A 21,294-nucleotide genomic window follows, 5' to 3' on the forward strand; every position below is an offset into this window, starting at 1 on the left:
ACATGAAGAACAAGCTATATATAAGCATCATCACCATACTGGCAGTATTGTTACAGCCTTCGTGCAGGGACCTGAATATCGATCCGCTGAATGTGATCCAGGACAAGGACGTTTTTGCTACCGACGCAGGTGTAAAAGGATATCTGGCTACTATATACAGGGCCTTGCCTATAGAAGATTTCTACTATCGTCAGGAAGGTTCCGGGTTTAACAGGCAATGGGAACATTTTTATCATCCCGGTGCACTTTGCGGAGAGCTGGTAGGCCCTTACGGCAGTACCTATGACGGGGCTGGTGGTTTCGGTTACTGGCCGTATGGTGATATCCGTACTGTCAATTATTTTATCGAGAACCTGCCTGTTTATGGCACAGGCTTTTCTAAGGAGCAGATCGATGCCTGGTTGGGTGAGGCCTACTTCTGCAGGGCGTATTTTTACTTTGCGCTGGCTAAACGTTATGGTGGCATTCCCATTATCAGAAAAGTACAGCATTATCCTGAGCAAAGCCTGGAAGAACTGCAGGTACACAGAGATAAGGAAGTGGATGTATGGAACTTTATAGGCGATGACCTGGACAGCGCTTACAATAAAATGCCGGCTACCAGCGAAAGAGCGCGTGCTAACCGTTATGCGGCCGCTGCCCTGAAGTCAAGGGCTATGCTGTATGCGGGCAGTATAGCGAAATATGGTTCAGAGAACTTTGTGGCCGGCGATGCCCGTGATCAGGGATATGCTGGTATTCCCGCATCTGCAGCAGCAGGTTTCTTCCAGAGAGCCTGGGATGCCGCGAAACTATTGGAAGGACATTATAGTTTATACCGTAAAAAGACGGATAAGGAACTGAACTATGTGGACCTGTTCCTGGACAGGGAAAGTACAGAGAATATCCTGGTGAGAGATTATTCGCTGACCACCGGTACAGCCCACAGCTGGGATGCTACCATGACCTGCCGCTTCATGACTGCGGATGGTCTTTCCCGTGCTTATCCGACCCTGGAGCTTATTGAACGCTATACAGGACAGTTGCCCGTGGTGAACGCCGATGGCACTCCCCGTCGTTTTGATAATACCAGTCAGCTGGCACAGGGGCTGGAGCCACGCCTGCTGGCAACGATATATTTCCCCGGCACTACGCTGAGGGGTAAACAATTCGATATGCAGCGCGGGATCTATGAGCATTTTACCGGCACCGCTGCTGATGAATTGGGGCAGAATCCTCCCAATCGGCCCTACAGACACCTGGCTGGTAAAACAGAAACTTTATTCAATGGCATGCGTATCATAGGCTTTACGGGTATCAGCACTGATAATGACGACCTTACCCGTACTGGTTTCTATGTACGGAAATACATTGATTATAACCGCGCTCAATCCCAATGCGGGCTATATATGAGCACGCAGAGCTGGATAGATATGCGTTATGCGGAAGTTTTGCTGAACAGGGCAGAGGCGGCTGTTGAGCTGAGCAACATGGCTGATGCCCGGAATGTGATCAATGATATCAGAGACCGCGCGGGCGCTCCCCTTTTAACGGGGGCATTTACGATAGACACTGTGCGTAATGAACGCTGTAAAGAACTGGCTTTCGAAAAACAATACTGGTGGGACCTCAGAAGATGGCGTATTGCAGACAAGATACTGGATAATACAAAATACCATGCACTGATGCCATATTATGTTGCTGATGAACAGAAATATATCTTCCTCCGTGAGTTCGAACCCTTCCAGCGTTCCTACAACTTCGAGAAGAAGTTCTACTACGAGCCTATTCCCGGCGGAGAACTAGGTAAGAACCCCAACCTGTATCCCAATAACCCTAACCACTAAATTAAAACGACTACCATGCAAAACATCATAAAAGGATTGTTTATCTTACTTACTGCCGTAACGATGGCTTCCTGTACCAAGGAAGATAATTTCGATGGGCCGGATGCCGCTTTTAAGGGAAGACTGCTTGATAATGATTCAAAGGAGAACTTCCTGACAGAAACTGGTGGTGTGCAGATCAAACTGGAAGAACTGAGCTGGAGCGCCACGCCTACGCCGCAATATATTCCTTCTAAAATTGATGGCACCTTTGAAGATACAAAACTGTTCAGCGGGCATTATCGCGTAACGCCTGTCAATGGCGCTTTCTGGCCGGTACAGGGTGTTGAGATGGATATCAATGGAACCACTACGCAAGATTTCACGTTGACGCCTTACCTGCGCATTACCCAATTCACACATGAGCTGGAAGGTACCACGCTGATCATGCGGTTTAAACTGTCAGCACCGGTGGAAACTGGCCTGCCCAGGATACTGGATGTCAAGCCTTTCGTGAATACAAGCGAGTATGTGGGCAGCGGCGCTACTATCAGCCAGTATACCGATCCTAATAAGATTGATATCAACAGCAGCTGGTCGGCCGATATTGCTGCAAAGACCTATGAAATACGGGTGCCCAATCTGAAGGCCGCCAGAACATTCTATGCAAGGGTGGGTGTAAGAGTGGATGACAGTTTCAAGCAGTTTAACTATTCGCAGATAATTGAAGTTAAAGTACCATAATATAAGTTACAAAGTTTCAGGACTATGCAAAAGATCAACAGCATGCGTGCAGGTTTATTTTTATTACTACTAATGTCGGCCTTTTCATCCACGGCACAACAAAACCCCTTCATTACAGATATGTATACGGCTGATCCATCGGCACATGTATGGTCGGACGGACGATTGTATGTCTATGCATCTCATGATATTGCGCCGCCAAGAGGCTGCGACCTGATGGACCAGTATCATGTTTACTCCACCGATGATATGATCAACTGGAAAGATCATGGCGAGATACTGCGTGCCAGCCAGGTGCCCTGGGGAAGAAAGGACGGCGGTTTTATGTGGGCGCCTGATTGTGTGTTCAGGAAAGGGACCTATTATTTTTACTTCCCTCATCCCAGCGGAGACGAATGGAATAAGACCTGGAAGATAGGAGTGGCTACCAGCAGCAGTCCGGCGGGCGATTTCAAGGTGCAGGGATATCTGCCTGATCTCGAATCAATGATCGACCCCTGTGTATTCATTGATGACGATGGTCTTGCTTATTTCTACTATGGTGGTGGCGGCGTTTGCAAAGGCGGTAAACTGATGGACAACATGATGGAAATAGACGGCACCATGCAGCCAATGGAAGGATTGGTAGACTTTCATGAAGCTACCTGGGTGCATAAGAAGGACGGCGTATATTACCTGTCCTATTCTGATAATAATGACAAGGACGGTAAGCACAACCAGATGCGTTATGCTACCAGCGATAGTCCCCTGGGCCCCTGGACATACAGAGGGATCTATATGGACCCTACGGACAGTTATACCAACCATGGCTCTATTGTGGAATACAAAGGTCAATGGTACGCTTTCTATCATAACAGCGCACTGTCACATCACGACTGGCTGAGGTCGATCTGCGTAGATAAGCTGTTCTATAATGACGACGGTACTATCCGGAAAGTCGTACAGACAACGGGAAAATAAAGAACAGGCTGTTGACCATATAGCGAACTGAGGGGCATTCCCGGCGACTGGTTTGCCCCTTTAAAATGTCGTAATTGCACCGCTTGTATAAGTGAAAAGAATTTCATCTTTGTTGTAATGACAAAGCTTTCCATTACTCATACGTTTATAAACATTTAAAACACATGTTATGGAAAAACATGAATTCAAGATCACTATCAACGGACCCCGGGAAAAGGTCTGGAGCGTCCTTTGGGAGGATGCATCCTATCGTGAATGGACTTCAGTCTTTACTCCGGGATCATACGCTAAAACTGACTGGAAAAAAGGCAGTCAGGTCCGGTTCCTGAATGAAAAGAATGACGGAATGATATCCAGGATAGAAGAAAATATTCCTAATGAGTACATGTCGATAGAACATCTCGGATTTGTAAAGAACGGTGTCGAAGACAAAGAAAGTGAAGAAGTCAAAAAGTGGTCAGGCGCTCATGAGAACTATACACTGAAAAGTGTAAATGGTAAGACAGAGCTGGTGGTGGACATGGATATTGTGGACGAGTATAAAGATTATTTCGCAGAGACCTGGCCTAAGGCGCTGGAAAAAGTAAAAGAACTATCCGAAGAGCATTAGCCACTCCGGTCGGTTGATTATATTAGTGAAAGCCGTTCCTCCTTCCCGGGGGAACGGCTTTTTTGTTCTGTTATAACAACCTGCCATTTTTTATTACATTAGCTCCCAGATTCAACCAAAAAAAGTGAGGGAATGGAGGTAGTATGCCGGAGGTCCTAGATAATGAAACAGCATTACTTGAAAGAATGGCGAAGGGAGATAAGGATGCCTTCCAGGTGATCTATTATCATTATGCCCCAAGGATATATGGCAAGTTGTTGAAATTGTTACATTCCGAAGATCTGGCTACGGAGCTGCTGCAGGAGGTATTTATTGTCGTGTGGCAAAAGCATGCCCTGGTAGATCCCACCCGTTCATTCCGGTCCTATCTGTTCAAAATAGCTGATAACCTGGCCATAGACCTTTTCAGGAAAGCCAACCGTAGCGCGCAGCTGATCAACCGCCTGCTGGAAGCCAGTATTGATCATTATACGCATACGGAAGAAAGACTGGAGCAAAAAGAGAATGCATTCCTGCTCCAGACAGCCATCGATGCCTTACCCCCGCAACGTAAACTGGTATTTACCCTCTGTAAACTGGAGGGCAAGAGTCATGATGAAGTAAGCCGCTTATTAGGTATATCTCCATCTACCGTTAATAATCACGTAGTTAAGGCCACACAATTCCTGCGGGAGTACCTGACCAGCCGTCCCGATATTACCGGGATGCTCCTGCTCTATTTTTTATTTAAATAATTTTTTCCCTCGGAGTAGTTATTTATTCAAGCTTGTTCGTAATGGCTATTATGGAAGATATATTTCATGAGGAGGAACTGCGTCGCCTGTTCGGTAAATTCTTACAAAAAGACTGCTCGGAAGCAGAAATAAGAAGATTGATGGCTTATGCCGGTGTAGACCGGCTAAGGCCTGTATTGGAGGAATTGCTTGCAGCTGTGGATGTGGAAGGTACTGCCGGGGAATTGTATGCCCTCTATCAGCGGCCTGTTGATAAGGTATTCAGCAATCTTTCATTCCTGACAGATGATCTGCAGCAACAACAAGGTTTCCGTGGAATATTCTCTCTTCCCCGCTACTGGTGGGCCGCTGCAGCTATGCTCTTACTACTGGTATCAGGTACATGGTTTTTTATGAGTCGTCTACAGCGGCGGGAAACTGTCATAGCCACAGTATATGATAAGGCGCCGGGCACCGACAAAGCCTTGCTGACGTTGTCAGATGGACACGTTGTAGCGTTGGATAGCACAGGTAAAGGACAGGTCGTACAGGGAAATACGGCTATACAGCAACAGGGCGGTCTGTTAAAATACAGTGCCGGTGCGCATGCTGCCGGGTTCAATACGCTAAGCACTCCCCGCGGCGGACAGTTCCGGTTGGTATTGCCGGACGGTACAGCCGTATGGCTGAATGCCGCGACCTCGCTACGTTATCCTACCGCCTTTGATGGCAATGAAAGAGTAGTGATGCTACGAGGGGAGGCCTACTTTGAAGTAGCTAAAAATGCCAAACCTTTCCGCGTGCAGATAGACGAACACACTGCCGTAGAGGTGCTCGGTACACACTTTAATATCCATGCCTATTCCGATGAAAGCCAGATCAGTACAACGTTGCTGGAAGGTAAAGTAGTGATGACTAAAAGTGACGCATTACTCCGGCGCGTTGTGCTGAATCCAGGTCAGCAGGCAGTAGCAGATAAAGAGCAGTTGCTGCTCAGTAAACAGGTGAACATGGACCAGGTAATGGCCTGGAAGAACGGTATGTTCAACTTTGAGGATATGGACCTGCCAGCAGTACTCCGGCAACTGGCAAGATGGTACGATGTAGAGATCATATATGAAGGAAAGATACCTGCCAGGAAATTTGGTGGTGAAATGCAGCGGGATCTTTCGCTGCAACAGGTACTCCGCATACTGGAAAGGATGGATGTAAAATGCAGGATTGAAAATGGGAACAGACTAATCGTAATGTAGCAGGAAAATATCAGCCAAAATAAAAAGTCGTTCTACCCCCGTAGAACGACCACAGCCATGGCCGGCAAACAAACAGTCTTCGTCAGACGCTTATTTATTTATCAACCACAACCAGTACAAAAGTATGATTTTTCAAGCTTTTTGTAACCGGCAAGGGAAGCCTATGCCCGTCCGGAAGGACCACCGGTTATTGATCCAAACGCTACGAGTTATGCGATTATCAACCATTCTCTTGCTGGTCTGCATCCTGCAGGCGAGCGCTAAGAGCAGTCGTTCGCAAAGTATCACCTATACCTGTAAAGATGCTCCGCTTGAACAGGTGTTTAAAGTCATTAAACAACAAACCGGGTATGTCGTGTTCTATGACCAGGAGCTGCTGGTAAAGACCAGGCGTGTTACCCTGACGGTCAAAAACCTGGAGCTGGAGCCATTCCTCAGGAAAGCCCTGGATGATCAGCCACTGGATTATTCTATCGAGAATAAGACGATCATTATATCCAGGAAGGTAGTACCAGATAAGGTGCCTTATGCACAAGCTTTGAAGATCCCGATGGTGTCGGGTGTTATTACGGATGAAAAAGGTCGTCCTGTGACAAGAGCGGTTATCAGGCTGTTGCCTACTGAGGACAGGGGGACGATGTCAGAAGAAGACGGTTCTTTTATCATGGCGGCAGTACCGCCGGGTAACTATACCCTGGAAATAAGGCATCTGAGCTTCCTGCCGGCACAGAAGAAGATCGTAGTGGGGGATAAGGATGTGAAGGTGACTATCTCCCTGACACCACAGCAGCGGGAGTTAAAGGGTGTTGTGATCAGTACGGGCTTTCAGAAGATAGAAAAGGCAGCTACAACGGGTTCTTACTCATTAATTACGGCAAAAGAGCTGGATGAGACACCTGATATCAATATTATGAAGCGCCTGGAAGGAAAGGTACCTGGCGTACGGTTCGATATTCGTAACAACCGTATCCAGATAAGAGGGGTGAACAATTTCGGTACAAGCGCTCCACTGATTATCATTGACGGTTTTCCTGCCATTGATCAGAACCTGGCATTGCGCCCGGGGTATACACCGCTCCTGGGCGATCAGGCGGGTACCAGCTACGATGTATTAAATGCGTTTAACCCGGCAGACATTGAAAGTATTACTTTCCTGAAAGATGCTGCCGCCACCTCCATATGGGGTTCCAGTGCGGCAAACGGGGTGATCGTGGTAGAAACAAAGAAAGGAAGGAAGGGAGACATGACAACCCTTACCCTGGGAGGAACGCTGAGTATTGCGGCCCCTGCAAACATGAAGAACATGAATGCGATGAACAGTCGTGAGTATATCGACTTCGAACGCGAGATGTTTGACGCCAACTTTTACCAGGACCCTTTTACGCACTGGCGATATACCAATCCCAGTGAGGCCGTGAAGTATATGTTCCTGGGCAAACGTGGCGATATTACTCCCCAGCAGCGTGATGAGGCCCTGGAAAGACTGGCTAACACAAACAACCAGTCTCAGATAAGGGAATACCTGTTACGCCAGGCGGTGACACAACAGTATAACCTGTCTGTTACCGGTGGCGGAAAGAATACCAGCTACTATGTGTCCGGTAACTATTCTAAAAACCTGCCGGTGTTCAAGGGAAACAAGACAAGTTCCTATTTCGTGAACAGTAATATCAATACCGACCTGCTGGACGGAAAAGTGAAATTGTCTACCGGCATTAACCACAATTATTCAAGCAGTGTGGTGAACGCGGCTGCATTGACTGCTTTGAATCCAGGCTTCTTTGGCCTGCGTCCTTATGATCTGCTGGTAGATGAGCAGGGGCGGCCAGTGAATTACAGTATTTTGTTCAAGCCACGAGTGGAAGATAGTCTGCGGAGACTAGGCATGCTACCCTGGACTTACAATTCCGTTGATCAGCTGAATTATTCCAATACTCACTATTTCAAGCAGACAACCCGTGTACAGACTTCAATAACCACCCGCCTGACTCCCTGGGCAGACCTGCAGTTGTCGGGTATGTACCAGCGCAGTTCACAGGAGATCGAGCTGATAGATGAACTGAACAGCTATACTACGAGAGATCTGCTGAACACAGCTACATCTATCCAGAACGGAAAACTGGTATATGGTATTCCAATAGGGGATGTCGTAAAGCATACCAATACCTGGTCAAGTGACTATGGCCTCAGGGCTCAATTGAATATAGATAAGCAATGGAAGTTGATCCATCATATCAACTTCATCGCTGGTACTGATATCCGTGAGACAAAGTCAAAAGGCTACCGTCAGACACACTATGGGTATGACCCCAATACAGGTTCTGCGCAGGCCTGGAACCCGACAGTACCTTACAGGACCTTCTTTTACGGAACGCGTACGCTGGGGTATTCCGACGGCGCATTGATGTCTGATATACAACGTTATCTCTCTTATTTCTCCAATGCCAACTATTCCCTGCATGATAAGTACTTCGTATCCGGGAGCCTGCGCTTTGATGATTTCAGCATGCTGGGTATAGAGCGCCGTGACAGGGCTATTCCCTTATGGTCGGCAGGTCTGAAATGGGATGTCAGGAAGGAACATTTTATGCCGGGAAAGAAATGGCTGACAGGCCTGGCGCTACGTCTTACTTATGGTACAGCAGGTACAGCTCCTTCCGGCGGTTCCAATTATCCTGTGGTAAATGTAATGCCGGCTGATCCTATGACGGGATTAACATACGGCACTATCGGTACTCCGGGTAATCAGCACCTGGGCTGGGAAACGACTAGTACGCTGAATGGAGGTATTGATGCTGATATCCTGTATGGTTTGCTGGGTATCACATTTGATATTTACCGTAAACACTCTTCCGGTATACTGGCCACCTTACCTTTCAATGCCACCTATGGCTGGAGCACACTGTTATATAATACTGCCTCAATGAACAGTCATGGTTTGGAGTTCGGTATCAATGCCAATATCATACGTACAAAAAACTGGGGATACAGCACAAATTTCAACCTGGCTTACAATACCAACAGGGTCACCGATACACGGTTTAATGTGAACGCGAATACGCTTGAAACCGGATTTCCGGTAGCGGGTCACCCGGTCGATTACCTGACGGCACTAAGATGGGCTGGGTTGGACCAGGAAGGACAATCGCTGATCTACAACAATGCTGGCAAGATCCTGACGTCTACTGACGGGGAAGTAGTGAAGCCTGAAGACCGGGTGTTTAAAGGGCGTTTAAATCCGCCGGTATTTGGAGGTTTTATGCATTTAATACGATTCAGGCAGCTGAGTTTTTCTGCGAGAATGGTTTTCTATATGGGACATAACATGATGAAAAAGGAAGTGGTACCGGGTCTTTATCCGGAGAGCGGTAACGCGCCGGGATTTGCAGGTACATCAAAGGCATTGGTACGCCGCTGGCGGAAGCCGGGTGATGAGGCTAATACCAATATCCCTGGAATTATCCATTCCAATTTCACCAGCCTGGCGCGCTACCGGGATGCAGACATCAATGTGATCAGTGCTTCTCATGCGCGCCTGGAGCAGCTCTCGCTGAACTATATGGCGGGCTCCCGCATACTTAAAAAGTGGCCGTTCATTAAGACCATGAATGTGGGGGCGACAGTGAGTAACCTGGGTGTCATATGGCGTAAGAATAAAGAGGGTATTGACCCGATGTATGTGCTGGAAAATAATTTCGGTAGTCTTAAGCCGGCACCTACCTATACCTTCAATTTCAATGTTTCATTTTAATCTTTACAGATCATGTCTATCGTAAACAGGTTAATATATCTCGCGCTGGGTATTGTGTTCTTGTGCCTCAACACAGGATGCAGGGACTATGTAGAGGTCTCACCCATTGGCAGACGGGCGCTGGTAAATACGGGCGACTATCAGCAGCTATTATATAATGCAAACGACTTCCAGCCTTCGGGTTCATTCCCCGCTTATGCATCTGACGACTACGGTATCAGTGACGCTAATTTTGAAACGAATATGCTCTCTGTGCTGGGCGCGGTATATAGTTGGGCAGTCACATTTGTGGGTGAAGGGGAAGACCAGGACTGGGCCCGGTTTTACAAGCAGATCTATGTCTGCAACCAGATCATTGAGGGTGTATCCGGTAGTGTAGGTGGCACACCGGCACAAAAAGACCGTATACGAGCAGAGGCGCTGGTACATCGCGCCTACGCTTACCTGATGCTGGTGAATAGTTATGCGAAACACTATAACAAAACAACTGCTGCTGCTGATCCAGGTGTGCCAGTGTTGCTGAAACCCGATCTATATGCACCCTTGCACAGGGCTTCCGTACAGGCAGTGTACGACCAGATAAAGGCTGATCTGGAAGCGGCAATACCTGCATTGCCCGATCAGGCTATCATCAATATGGTGCCTTCTGCTACAGCAGCTTATGGCTTGCTGGCGCGTGCATCGCTTTATATGGCTGACTATTCGAATGCAGCAAAATATGCAGATAGTGCGCTGGAAAGACAATACACCCTGCTTGACCTGCGGAAATATGTAGACAATGTGATCTCGTTACCGCTGTTGTACCAGGATCCTGAGGTCATGCTGGCAAAGGAGGTACGTGGCATGACACAGGTCTATGCCATGAACCCTTCACTGGTACAGCTCTTTACTACGGGAGACCTGCGTTATACCATATTCACAGCTGATGGATCGACTTATGCCTGGGCGCCTTTTACGGGCCGGGGATTCTGGCGTCCTATGCTTACAAATACAGGCGCCTGGACAGGTCCTGGTGTGCCGGAGATGATGCTGATCAGGGCGGAATGTGATGCGCGCAATGGCAAGACAGCAGATGCCTTATCGCTGTTGAATGCACTACGTGTAAAACGCTTTACAGCACAAGACTATGCTGACCTGACGGCTGCAACATCGGAAGAAGCTTTACGCCTGGTACTGGAAGAACGCCGCCGTGAGCTGATGGGTACAGGGCTTCGCTGGTTTGATCAAAAGAGACTGAATCTTGAGCCGGCCTTTGCAACAACGGTCACACGTACCTACCTGGGCAAAACTTATACGCTGGAACCAAACAGCAACCGATACGTATTTCCTATAGCCACAACTTATATTCAATTCAATCCGGAGATCACACAGAATCCGAGGTAAAAACATTACAAATTACATATGTTGAAATTAAGATCAAGCAGAAGTGCATGGCTGTTGTCATGCGCGATGTTAGCTGCGTCCTTACATGTAACGGCGCAGAAGAGAAAAGGTAAGGATAAGGACAAACCTGCTCCTTCCGCCGAGGTAAAAACAGATACTACGGCTAAGAAACCGGAGCCGCCCAAACTGAAGAAATACAGTGAGGTGATCACCAAGGACATGCATACGTCCAAAGGCTTCATTACGGTGCATTCCAAAGAAGACGAGTACTACTTTGAAGTGCCGTTTTCCGTGATGGGTAAAGACATCCTGATCGTGAACCGTGTTGCCGAAGCCTCTGTGGATATGCGTAATGGCATATGGGGCCTGGTAGGTGACGATATCGGACAGGGTGTATACCGTTTTGAGATGGGAAGAGGTAATAAACTCTTCCTGCGCAGGATCTCTTTTACAGAATACACCGGCGACAGCACCAAGCCGATGTTTGCCAGTGTGCAGAAGAACAACCTGCAGGCTATTGCTGCCGTTTTCCCTATTGTGGCCTATAACGCTGATTCCACCGGGGCAGTGCTGAATATGGGGGAATTCCTCAACAGCGATAATGATATCCTGTACTTCTCCAAACAGTTATTTAAAGACCGTGCAGGTATGGGTGCGCAACAGAATGACCGCAGTTATATCAAGTATGTACATCCTTATACCACCAACCTGGAAGTGCGTGCCTTTAAAACATACAGTGCAGGCAGGAACCCTACCTCATCCAACTACAGTGTGGAGCTGAACTCCTCCCTGGTATTACTGCCCGAAACACCTGCACGTCCCCGTTTGCAGGATAAACGCGTAGGTTTTTTCTCTGTTACGCACAGGGACTTTGACGCGCATCCACAGGGGGTGACTAACGCCGCTTATTCTATCCGCTGGAGACTGGAGCCTAAACCGGAAGACGTGGAAAAATATAAGAGAGGCGAGCTGGTGGAACCTGTTAAGCCGATCGTATTTTATATTGATCCTGTGACGCCTAAGAAATGGGTGCCTTACCTGATACAAGGGGTAAATGATTGGAAAGCAGCCTTTGAGAAGGCCGGGTTTAAGAATGCTATTTATGCCAGGGAGGCGCCAACCCGTGAGGAAGACAGCACCTGGAGCCTGGAAGACGCAAGACACTCCGCTATTGTATACCGTCCTTCTATTATTGCGAATGCCATGGGGCCCAGTGTAACCGATCCGCGTTCCGGCGAGATCCTGGAAAGCCATGTGTTCTGGTATCATAACGTCATGTCTCTGTTACAGAAATGGTATTTCGTGCAGTGTGCAGCTGTAGATACCGGGGCCAGAAAACTGGTGCTGGACGATAAACTGATGGGAGAACTGATCCGTTTTGTTTCATCCCACGAAGTGGGACATGCATTGGGACTGGCGCATAATTTTGGTTCCAGCTCCACCGTTCCGGTAGAGAACCTGCGTAATAAAGCCTGGGTGGAAAAATATGGGCATACGCCTTCCATCATGGACTATGCCCGTTTCAACTACGTAGCGCAGCCGGAAGACAATATCAGCCGTGCCGGCTTGTTTCCCCGTATCAATGACTATGATAAATGGGCAATTGAATGGGGATATACATGGCGCCCGGATATCAAAGACGAGTGGGAAGAACAGAAAGTGCTGACTGCCATAGTAACGGATAGCCTGAAGAATAAAAGGCTCTGGTTTGGCAATGAGATGGAGCCCCTGGATCCCCGCAGTCAGAATGAAGACCTGGGTGACGATGCTGTGAAGGCAAGCACCTATGGTATCATGAACCTGAAACGGATCATTAAGCACCTGGGAGAATGGACGAATGAGCCGGAAAAGGATGCTACGAATATGCGGGAGATGCTGTCTACGTTATTTAATCAGTATGTAACCTATGTAGGGCACGTGATGAAGATCGTTGGCGGACAGTATCATTACGAGAAGGTCGGTAGTCAGCCGGGTCCAGTATACGAGGCCGTAGCATATAAGCGTCAGAAAGAGGCGATGGCATTCCTGGATAAGGAACTCTTTACTATTCCCGAATGGCTGAATGAGAAGCCCCTGATGGACAGGATACCGGACAAATTCGGTATTGACCTGACGGAAGTTTACCGCAGCGCCATGAACGGTATGCTAAACCGCATGCGTTTAACCTCCATGCTGGCCGCACAGTATGATGATAAAGTGGCGAACCCCTATACTGTAGAAGAGTTATTGCAGGACATGGACAAGATCATCTTTAAGGAACTGTATGCAGGGAAGAGTGTAAGCTTCTACAGGCGTAACCTGCAGAAGATCTATATCAATAAGCTGCTGGATATGGTTTATCCGAGTGATGATATGGACCAGATGTTCTCGGGCATGAATCAGGTGTATACCTATTACCAGACAGATATGAGCGATATCCTGAAAGCATCGCTTGCAAAAGAACAGCAGCTGATTGCCAGGTACCAGGCAGATCCCCGTCTGGATAAAGAAACCCAGCGACACCTGAAGGAGCTGAATGTGAAGATCAGAAAAATGGGAGAGAAGGACCTGCGGTTCTGATAAAATAGCCAACCATAAAAGGGGCGTCTCACGAACGAGGCGCCTTTTTTATTTTAATTACCCCATATGACGCAGTATTACGTCAGCACTGTCTGCCAGCGTCTTTCAAAAAAGCGAAAAAAGTATCTGTATTGGAGAAAATCATGAGAGCTATTTAACCCAATATCTGATTCTTTCGTATCCGGCACCATGATCATAGATCGTCAGTAATACTAATCACCGACTTTACGGCACATTATCCTGTTTCCCACGTTAAAACCAGATGCTTATGTGCAAACGTTTGCATTGTCTATAGGTATTACCCTGCGATTCCTTTCTTTTTGTAGCTGTTGATCCGTTAAACATGTTTTTCATCACTTAAATCCATACGTTATGATTAATGCTTACAGACCCCGCATCAGGCTATTGCTCCTGTGCATTACACTAATTTTCGCCTGGACGGCTGTACACGCCCAGGTCCGGACAATAACCGGTATCATTACCCGTGATAGCGATAAACAACCCATTCCCGGCGCTACCGTAAGAGTAAAAGGTAGTAATACCGGCACATCTACAGATGACCGGGGCCGTTATTCCCTGGCAAATGTACCTGCTAATGCTACACTGGTGATTACTGTCATCGGTTTTCAGACGCAGGAGTTGCCCGTAAATGGCCGTCAGCAGATAGATATTTCGCTTGCAGAAAGCAGTAAGGGATTAAACGAAGTACTGGTAGTAGGTTATGGCACACAGAAGAAGAGTGACCTGACAGGCGCGATTGCCACTGTGAACGGCGCCGAACTGAATAAAAGGATCGCTACAGATCCAGTGCAGCTGTTACAGGGGAAAATGCCGGGACTATCGCTCACCCAAGGCTCTGGCGAAGCCGGTAATGAAGGCGCAGTGTTGCGGGTGAGAGGACTGGGTTCCTATAGCTCCGCAGGAAGCAGCCCCCTGGTGATTGTAGACGGTTTACCGGGAAGTCTTACAGTACTTGACCCACAGAATATAGAATCAGTTACGCTGCTGAAAGATGCGGCATCTGCTGCTATATATGGTACGAGAGCTGCCAATGGCGTGATACTGGTGACGACCAAACAAGGGAGAAGCGGGAAGTTCCAGCTGTCGTACGACTATAGCCTCGGCATCACCAAACCCACGGCTTTGCCTGATAACCTGATCTATAACTCTGCACAGTATATGCAGATGTACAACGTAGCAGCTGCCAATTCAGGTTATACAAACAGGTTTACCCCCGAGATGATTGCCGCTTATACTAATCCTTCCGATCCTAAGCGGTATCCTAATTTCAACTGGCTGGATGCGGTCATGAGGACAGTACGGGTACAAACCCATCATATCGGCATGACCGGTGGCAGTAACGGAACTGTTTATAACATCGGTATTGGTTATGTAGATCAGCCGGATATCATGATCGGTTTTTCATACAAGAAGTATAACCTGCAGTTTAACCTGAATTCGAAGATCAATGACTGGGCTACTTTCGGTTCCAGTGTTACGCTCAACTACGGAAAAAGAACATATGCCTCCAGGGGCAGCCAGGATATGTTCCTGTCCACGCTCTCCCAATCGCCGATGTACGGACCTAAATTGCCTGACGGTAGCGGACGTTATGTGAACTCTGTATATCCCAGCGTACAAACACCCAATAAAAATCCCGTGGCTATTGCAGAGAATGCGCTCGTGAACAGTAATGACTACTATTTGCAAAGTAGTCTCTTCCTGAACATCCGTCTCTTAAAAGGACTGGAATGGAGAACAAGCGGAGGGCTTAATTTCAATTTCAACAAGGTGTATGATTTCAAACCCGTGATCAATCAGTATAACTGGTTTGCGAAACCGAACGATCCTGCCGAACGGCCACTGGATGTGAACGGACAAGGACTTGTGGTAACAGACAGTAATATGGTTTACCCCGTGGGCTATACCCAGCTTACGTATTCAAAAACATTCAACCGGCATAATTTCAAGGTGTTGGCCGGTACCCAGGCAGAGTACAACAAGGCACAGCGACTTGTAGCCAGCCGTAATACTCCTTTCCCCAGCAATAGCCTGCACGAATTGAATGCAGGTCCGGCAGGCTCCCAGATTGCAACCGGTACTTCCGCGGAATGGGCGTTACGCTCTTATTACGGAAGACTGAATTATGATTATGATGAAAAATACCTGCTGGAGGTCAATGCCCGTTATGATGCCTCTTCCCGTTTCCCGCCCGACAATCGCTGGGGACTTTTTCCCTCTGTTTCCGCCGGCTGGGTGCTTACACGTGAAAAATTCCTCCACAATATTACATGGCTGAATAATCTGAAGGTACGTGGTTCATGGGGTAAATTGGGTAACCAGAACATTGGCAATTATCCTTATCAGGATGTATATACCAGCCAGAATGCTTATAATACCAATACCGGTTACGCTTATTCATTCTCGGGCAATACGCTGAGCTCCGGCGTAGCGCAGAACGGACTGGTAGACGGCAGTATTAAGTGGGAGACCACCCGCATTTTTGATGCCGGTGCAGATATCACCCTGTTCAATAAACTGGATGTCACTGTCGACTGGTATAATAAACTGACCTACGATATCCTGTATACGCCTTTAATTCCTGCCTACCTGGGTTTGAATGCAGCCACCGTCAACCGGGGCAAAATGAAGAATACAGGGCTGGAAGCCTCTTTGCAGTATACAGATAACATAGGGAATGTAAGGTTTTCCGCAGGGGCTACTTTTCAGACAAATAAGAACAGGGTCATTAAGTTTGGCGCACCCTCCATCAATACGGGTAATAACACCATCATCCAGGAAGGGCAGCCGTATGGCAGCTTCTACCTGGATGAGTACGCGGGTATCTTCCAGTCGGCCGATGAAGTAGCCCGGTCTCCCATTCAGCAGTACAATCCTAAACCAGGCTATTTGAAATTCAGGGACGTAACAGGTAACGATACTGTTAATGCCAGTGACAGGGTGATCGTGCCGGGTGTTTTTCCAAAGTTTGATTATTCCTTTAACGCCAGCGCCTCCTGGAAGAACTTTGATATCTCTGTTTTCCTGTATGGCTCCTACGGACAGAAGCTGTTTGTGAACGGTTGGGGCGTTCAGCCATTCAACCAGGGATCTCCTCCCACTACAGACTGGCTGAATGCATGGACCCCGGAGCACCCCAGCACCACTATGCCGCTGATTTACATAACCGGACAGGGAGATGCCAGCAGTAATATCAGCACTGCATCCACCTACTATCTGAAAGGCGCTTCCTTTTTAAGGCTCAAGAACGTGCAGATAGGGTATACATTGCCGGCCGCCCTGGCAAAACGCGCGGCGCTAAGCAGCTTACGTGTATTCTTTGCCGGTGATAACCTGCTCACTTTCACCGGGTTTAAAGGGCTTGATCCGGAAAGGGTTTCAAACAATACAAGATTTGTATCGCATCCGCAGAACCAGGTGTTTGCTTTCGGTATTAAAGCAGCTTTCTAAAACAGTTTAATCTTAAGAAAATGAAGTACAACATAAAATATTGGATCATCCTGTTACCGGTAATGATCACACTCTATAGTTGCGGGAAGGACTTTCTGAACAGGTATCCGCAGGATCAGCAGTCTTCGGGTACTTTCTGGAAAACGAAAGCCGACGCAGACCAGGCCTTGACTGCCATTTACAGTTACCTGATACAAGGGTATAATTATACCAATGCCAACAATACCGGTCAGGGTTGGGGTGCGGGTACACCATATTGGGAAACGCTGACAGACAATGCATACAGCGGCGCCTTTTCAAATGTCGCTAACGGCTCTATAGAACCTACAACCGGCACTATTCAGTCAGACGCGTATAATACCTCCTACAAGGCCATAGAAGCCTGTAATATCTTCATGGCTAATATTGGTAACGTAACGATGGACGATACAGAAAAGAATACGTATATAGCAGAGGTCCGGTTCATACGTGGATACTATTATTTCCTGCTGGCGCAGTTATATGGAGATGTTGTACTGAGCTTTCAGCCACTGGGAAAGGAACCGGCATCTTATCAGCAGGGAAGGACACCGAAAGCTGTGGTACTGGACTCGGTATTGAGTGACTTCCGTTTTGCCGCGGCTAATCTTCCGAATACTGCTTATAAGGGCCATGTAGTGCGAGGTGCTGCCCTGGGATATATCACGAAGGTATTCCTCACCGTCCACAACTTCCAGGAGGCGGCTGCTACCGCCAGAACGATCATGACGGAAGGCCGCTTTAGTTTGTATACAGGCGGCTATCGCAAATTGTTCCTGAAACCCGGTCAGGATAATAATCCGGAGATTATGTTCTCCGGGCGCTATCAGGTGCCGAACGCCTATAGTCCTGCGGAATACCTGTATACTTACGGCGCCAGCTTTCAGCCGATGGGGTATTTGGTGAATGACTATGAATGTATTGATGGTCAGCCTATTACCACTTCTCCATTGTATGATCCCACTAAGCCTTATAATAACAGGGACCCACGCTTGCTGGCTACTATATTGGTGCCGGGTGTATTGTACAAAGGAGGGACCGTCTTTGATCCTGCCGCTATTGGCGCGTCCTCTGGTTTCCTGAATAAGAAAGGCGTTGATTCTACCCGCTTAACTGTTATTGGTACACAAAGTGACCAGGACTGGGTATACCTGCGCTATGCAGATGTATTGCTGATGTATGCGGAAGCACAAAATGAAATTGCCGGAGCTGATGGAAGTGTGTACGATGCCGTGAATGCTGTACGCACCCGACCCGGTGTAGGCATGCCGGTACTGCCTGTTGGACTTTCACAGGATGCCATGCGCACTGCTATCCGCCATGAGAGAAGGATAGAGCTGGCAATGGAAGGGCAACGCTATTTTGATCTGAAACGCTGGGGGACTGACAGAACTATTATACCTACTATAAAAGATCCCAGTGGTTCCCCAAGAAAATTCCCCTTACGCGATACCTTGTGGCCGGTACCACAGTCGGAAATAGATATAGCAGCCGCTTATGGCAATAAGATATTCAGACAGACGCCTGGCTGGCAGTAAATGCCTGTGGAACTACCTATATAAAGCGAGGGCGTCTCATTAACCAGGAGACGCCCTCTTTTATGTACTTACAATATCCTTATTTATTCCGTTTTCAGGCTCTTTAAAGGATTGGACAATGCTGCTTTAATAGACTGATGGGCGATGGTTACCGCTGCTATAAGCACTGATGTCACAATCGCAACAATAAAGATGCCCGCACTGAGCGAAATATGATAAGCAAAGTTGCCCAGCCAGTTGTACATCAGGTAATAAGACAATGGCGTAGCTACCAGGAATGCCAGTGCTATCAGTAACATAAACTCCTTGCCGAACAGTACAACAATATCAGGAATGGACGCCCCCAACACTTTTCTGATCCCTATCTCCTTATTGCGCTGCACGGCTGCAAATGCCACCAGTCCGTACAATCCCAGGCAGCCGATGATAATGGCCAGCCCTGAGAACAGCCTGTATGCCGTATAGAGTTTCTGTTCCTGTTTGTACATAGCTGCAATATGGTCGTCCAGGAATTCATAGGCAAAGAGGTCATCAGGGAACAGCGCTGACCAGTTTTTTTCAATCCGGGCAATAGTAGCTGGCATCTGCTGTGGATACAGTCTTACACTGACTGTATTAAAGGCACGTGGATTGTTAAAGAGGACACAGGGTCTTTTTTCCTTGTGTTTGGATTCACTTTGGAAGTCCTGTACGACCCCCTTGATCATGAGTTTCGCGTTGCCTGACATAAAGTTCAGTCCAAGCGCATCTTCCGGGTGTGTGAATCCCAGTTTCCGGACAAGGGCCTCATTAACTACTACCCGCCGGATGGTATCGCCGTCTTTTACCTGTGTAATACCTTCTCCCGCCAGCATTTTCATGTCGAACATCTTCATGAAGTTTTCATCGACGAATTTCAGTTCCATTACATCGTCTTTTGTAAGACCTCTTTCCGGGCAGGAGAATGGGCCAAAATTCTGATTGTAGGAAGGAGCGCCGGTCGAGAACGACATTTCTTTGATACCGGTATTATCCTTTAGTTCCTGCGCCAGTACTTCCCGTTTTGCCCTGTCGGGAATGCCAAAAGAGATCACTGCTTCCTTATTAAAGCCCAGATCCTGGTTTTTGAAGAAGTCCATTTGTTTGGCCACCACCAGTGTGCCGATAATCAGCACCTGTGATACCAGGAATTGGACGAATACCAGTGATTTGCGCAGGGTTAAGCCACGGGATGATTGACCGGTGGAGCTTTTCAGACTGACGGCAGGCTGAAAGGACGATTGTACGAATGCTGGGTACAGCCCTGCCAGTAAAATGATGATAAGTGTCAGGGCCGCCAGCAGTAAGTATATCAGGGGCTGATTTAATTGCGCTATGCCGATGTGTACATCCAGCCAGGATGCCACCTGTGGTAATGCCAGATAGGCGATACCAACACCGAGTACCACCGTCATAAGCACCAGTACACTGGTTTCACCCAGGAACTGCCGTATCAGCTGGAAACGGTGAGCGCCCAGCACTTTTCTGACGCTGGTTTCCCGGGCGCGTTTCATGGCCTGTGCAGTGGCCAGGTTAATGAAGTTGATACAGGCAGTCACAATGATAAAGATCGCAATAGCGATCAGTGCGCGGTAGGTATTACGGGAGGTAGTAGCGCTCTGTATATAACGTTGATCAAAATGGATCTCCTTCAGGGGCTGCATCAGCAGCTTAGCTTCTGCCGCGATCTGGCTTCCCCAGTTCTGCTTGATAAAACCCTGCATGCGGCTTTCGATCTTTCTGATATCGTAATGAGGCGGAACAACGATAAATGTATTGCCGCCTACAATGGCATAGAATTCGGCCATGGCCTCTTTCATCTCTTTTTCAACGGTAGCAAAAGATGCCAGGAATCCGAAGGTCATGCCTGTATTGGGAGGAAGGTCTTTGATAACGCCGGTAACTGTCATCAGGTAGCTATTGTCAAGCTGGAATGTCTTGCCCAGGGCATTCTGATCGCCGAAATACCTGCGGGCCACACTTTCCGTCAGAACGACCGTATTGGGCGTGGACAGTGCAGTATGCGGATTGCCGGACAACCACTGATAATCGAAGATGTCCGTAAACGAACCGTCGGCGAACGCGTATTCTTTCTGCATGTAACGGGTATTGCCTACTTTCACGAGACCATCGAGACGGTGCCAGTACTGGGAAACTGTTTCCAATTCAGGGAAAGTGCTACGCATGGCAGGAGCAATAGCCAGGGATACGCTCGGATTAAAGTCAAGCGCATTCATGGTGACCCTGTAGGTTCTGTCGGCCTTACGGTGATAGCTGTCGAAAGTCAGTTCATTCTTAGTGATCAGAAAGATGATCAGACAGGCAGCAATACTTAAGGTAAGCCCAATGATATTTAGTGTGGCATAGTTAAGATTGCGTTTCAGGTGTCTGATGGCTAGAACAAAATAGTTCCTGAACATATAAGGTTACGTTTAGGTGGAGGATGTGCCGATGTGGATCAAAGCCAATGC

At 47.8% G+C, this 21,294-nt stretch carries 12 protein-coding genes; 11 read left to right on the forward strand and 1 reads right to left on the reverse strand.

Features of this window, described 5'->3' with window-relative positions; genetic code table 11:
* The first annotated feature begins 2 nt into the window (after positions 1-2).
* The 11 genes from F3I09_RS14350 (at position 3) to F3I09_RS14400 (ending at position 18,805) form a co-directional block, all read left to right on the forward strand.
* A complete protein-coding gene (locus F3I09_RS14350; protein WP_149695726.1) occupies positions 3-1,826 on the forward strand; it encodes a RagB/SusD family nutrient uptake outer membrane protein in 1,824 nt (607 codons plus the stop codon).
* Positions 1,827-1,841: 15 nt separating this feature from the next.
* Positions 1,842-2,549, forward strand: a complete 708-nt coding sequence (locus F3I09_RS14355; RefSeq protein ID WP_149695727.1) for a DUF3823 domain-containing protein — start codon at positions 1,842-1,844, stop codon at positions 2,547-2,549.
* A 24-nt stretch (positions 2,550-2,573) separates the two neighbouring features.
* Positions 2,574-3,509, forward strand: a complete 936-nt coding sequence (locus F3I09_RS14360) for a family 43 glycosylhydrolase (RefSeq protein WP_223233244.1) — start codon at positions 2,574-2,576, stop codon at positions 3,507-3,509.
* A 169-nt stretch (positions 3,510-3,678) separates the two neighbouring features.
* Positions 3,679-4,119, forward strand: a complete 441-nt coding sequence (locus tag F3I09_RS14365; protein ID WP_149695728.1) for an SRPBCC domain-containing protein — start codon at positions 3,679-3,681, stop codon at positions 4,117-4,119.
* A 143-nt stretch (positions 4,120-4,262) separates the two neighbouring features.
* Positions 4,263-4,853 (forward strand): RNA polymerase sigma factor, encoded by a 591-nt coding sequence (locus F3I09_RS14370; protein ID WP_149695729.1) that lies wholly within the window; start codon positions 4,263-4,265, stop codon positions 4,851-4,853.
* Between the two features lie 50 nt (positions 4,854-4,903).
* Positions 4,904-6,085, forward strand: coding sequence for a FecR family protein (locus tag F3I09_RS14375; protein ID WP_188133809.1), 1,182 nt, complete (start codon positions 4,904-4,906; stop codon positions 6,083-6,085).
* Positions 6,086-6,296: 211 nt separating this feature from the next.
* Positions 6,297-9,836, forward strand: coding sequence for a SusC/RagA family TonB-linked outer membrane protein (locus F3I09_RS14380; RefSeq protein WP_188133810.1), 3,540 nt, complete (start codon positions 6,297-6,299; stop codon positions 9,834-9,836).
* 12 nt (positions 9,837-9,848) lie between these two features.
* Positions 9,849-11,219: a RagB/SusD family nutrient uptake outer membrane protein gene (locus F3I09_RS14385; protein ID WP_149695732.1), complete on the forward strand. Its 1,371-nt coding sequence runs from the start codon at positions 9,849-9,851 to the stop codon at positions 11,217-11,219.
* 18 nt (positions 11,220-11,237) lie between these two features.
* Positions 11,238-13,778, forward strand: coding sequence for a zinc-dependent metalloprotease (locus F3I09_RS14390; RefSeq protein ID WP_149695733.1), 2,541 nt, complete (start codon positions 11,238-11,240; stop codon positions 13,776-13,778).
* Between the two features lie 372 nt (positions 13,779-14,150).
* Positions 14,151-17,249, forward strand: coding sequence for a TonB-dependent receptor (locus F3I09_RS14395; RefSeq protein WP_149695734.1), 3,099 nt, complete (start codon positions 14,151-14,153; stop codon positions 17,247-17,249).
* A gap of 20 nt (positions 17,250-17,269) precedes the next feature.
* A complete protein-coding gene (locus tag F3I09_RS14400; protein ID WP_149695735.1) occupies positions 17,270-18,805 on the forward strand; it encodes a RagB/SusD family nutrient uptake outer membrane protein in 1,536 nt (511 codons plus the stop codon).
* An 83-nt stretch (positions 18,806-18,888) separates the two neighbouring features.
* On the opposite strand, the gene F3I09_RS14405 is transcribed toward F3I09_RS14400, so the two are convergent.
* Positions 18,889-21,243, reverse strand: a complete 2,355-nt coding sequence (locus F3I09_RS14405; protein WP_149695736.1) for an ABC transporter permease — start codon at positions 21,241-21,243, stop codon at positions 18,889-18,891.
* Positions 21,244-21,294 lie beyond the last annotated feature (51 nt).

The organism is Chitinophaga sp. CF418, assembly GCF_900142925.1.
In the GTDB taxonomy this organism is placed as follows: Bacteria; Bacteroidota; Bacteroidia; order Chitinophagales; family Chitinophagaceae; genus Chitinophaga.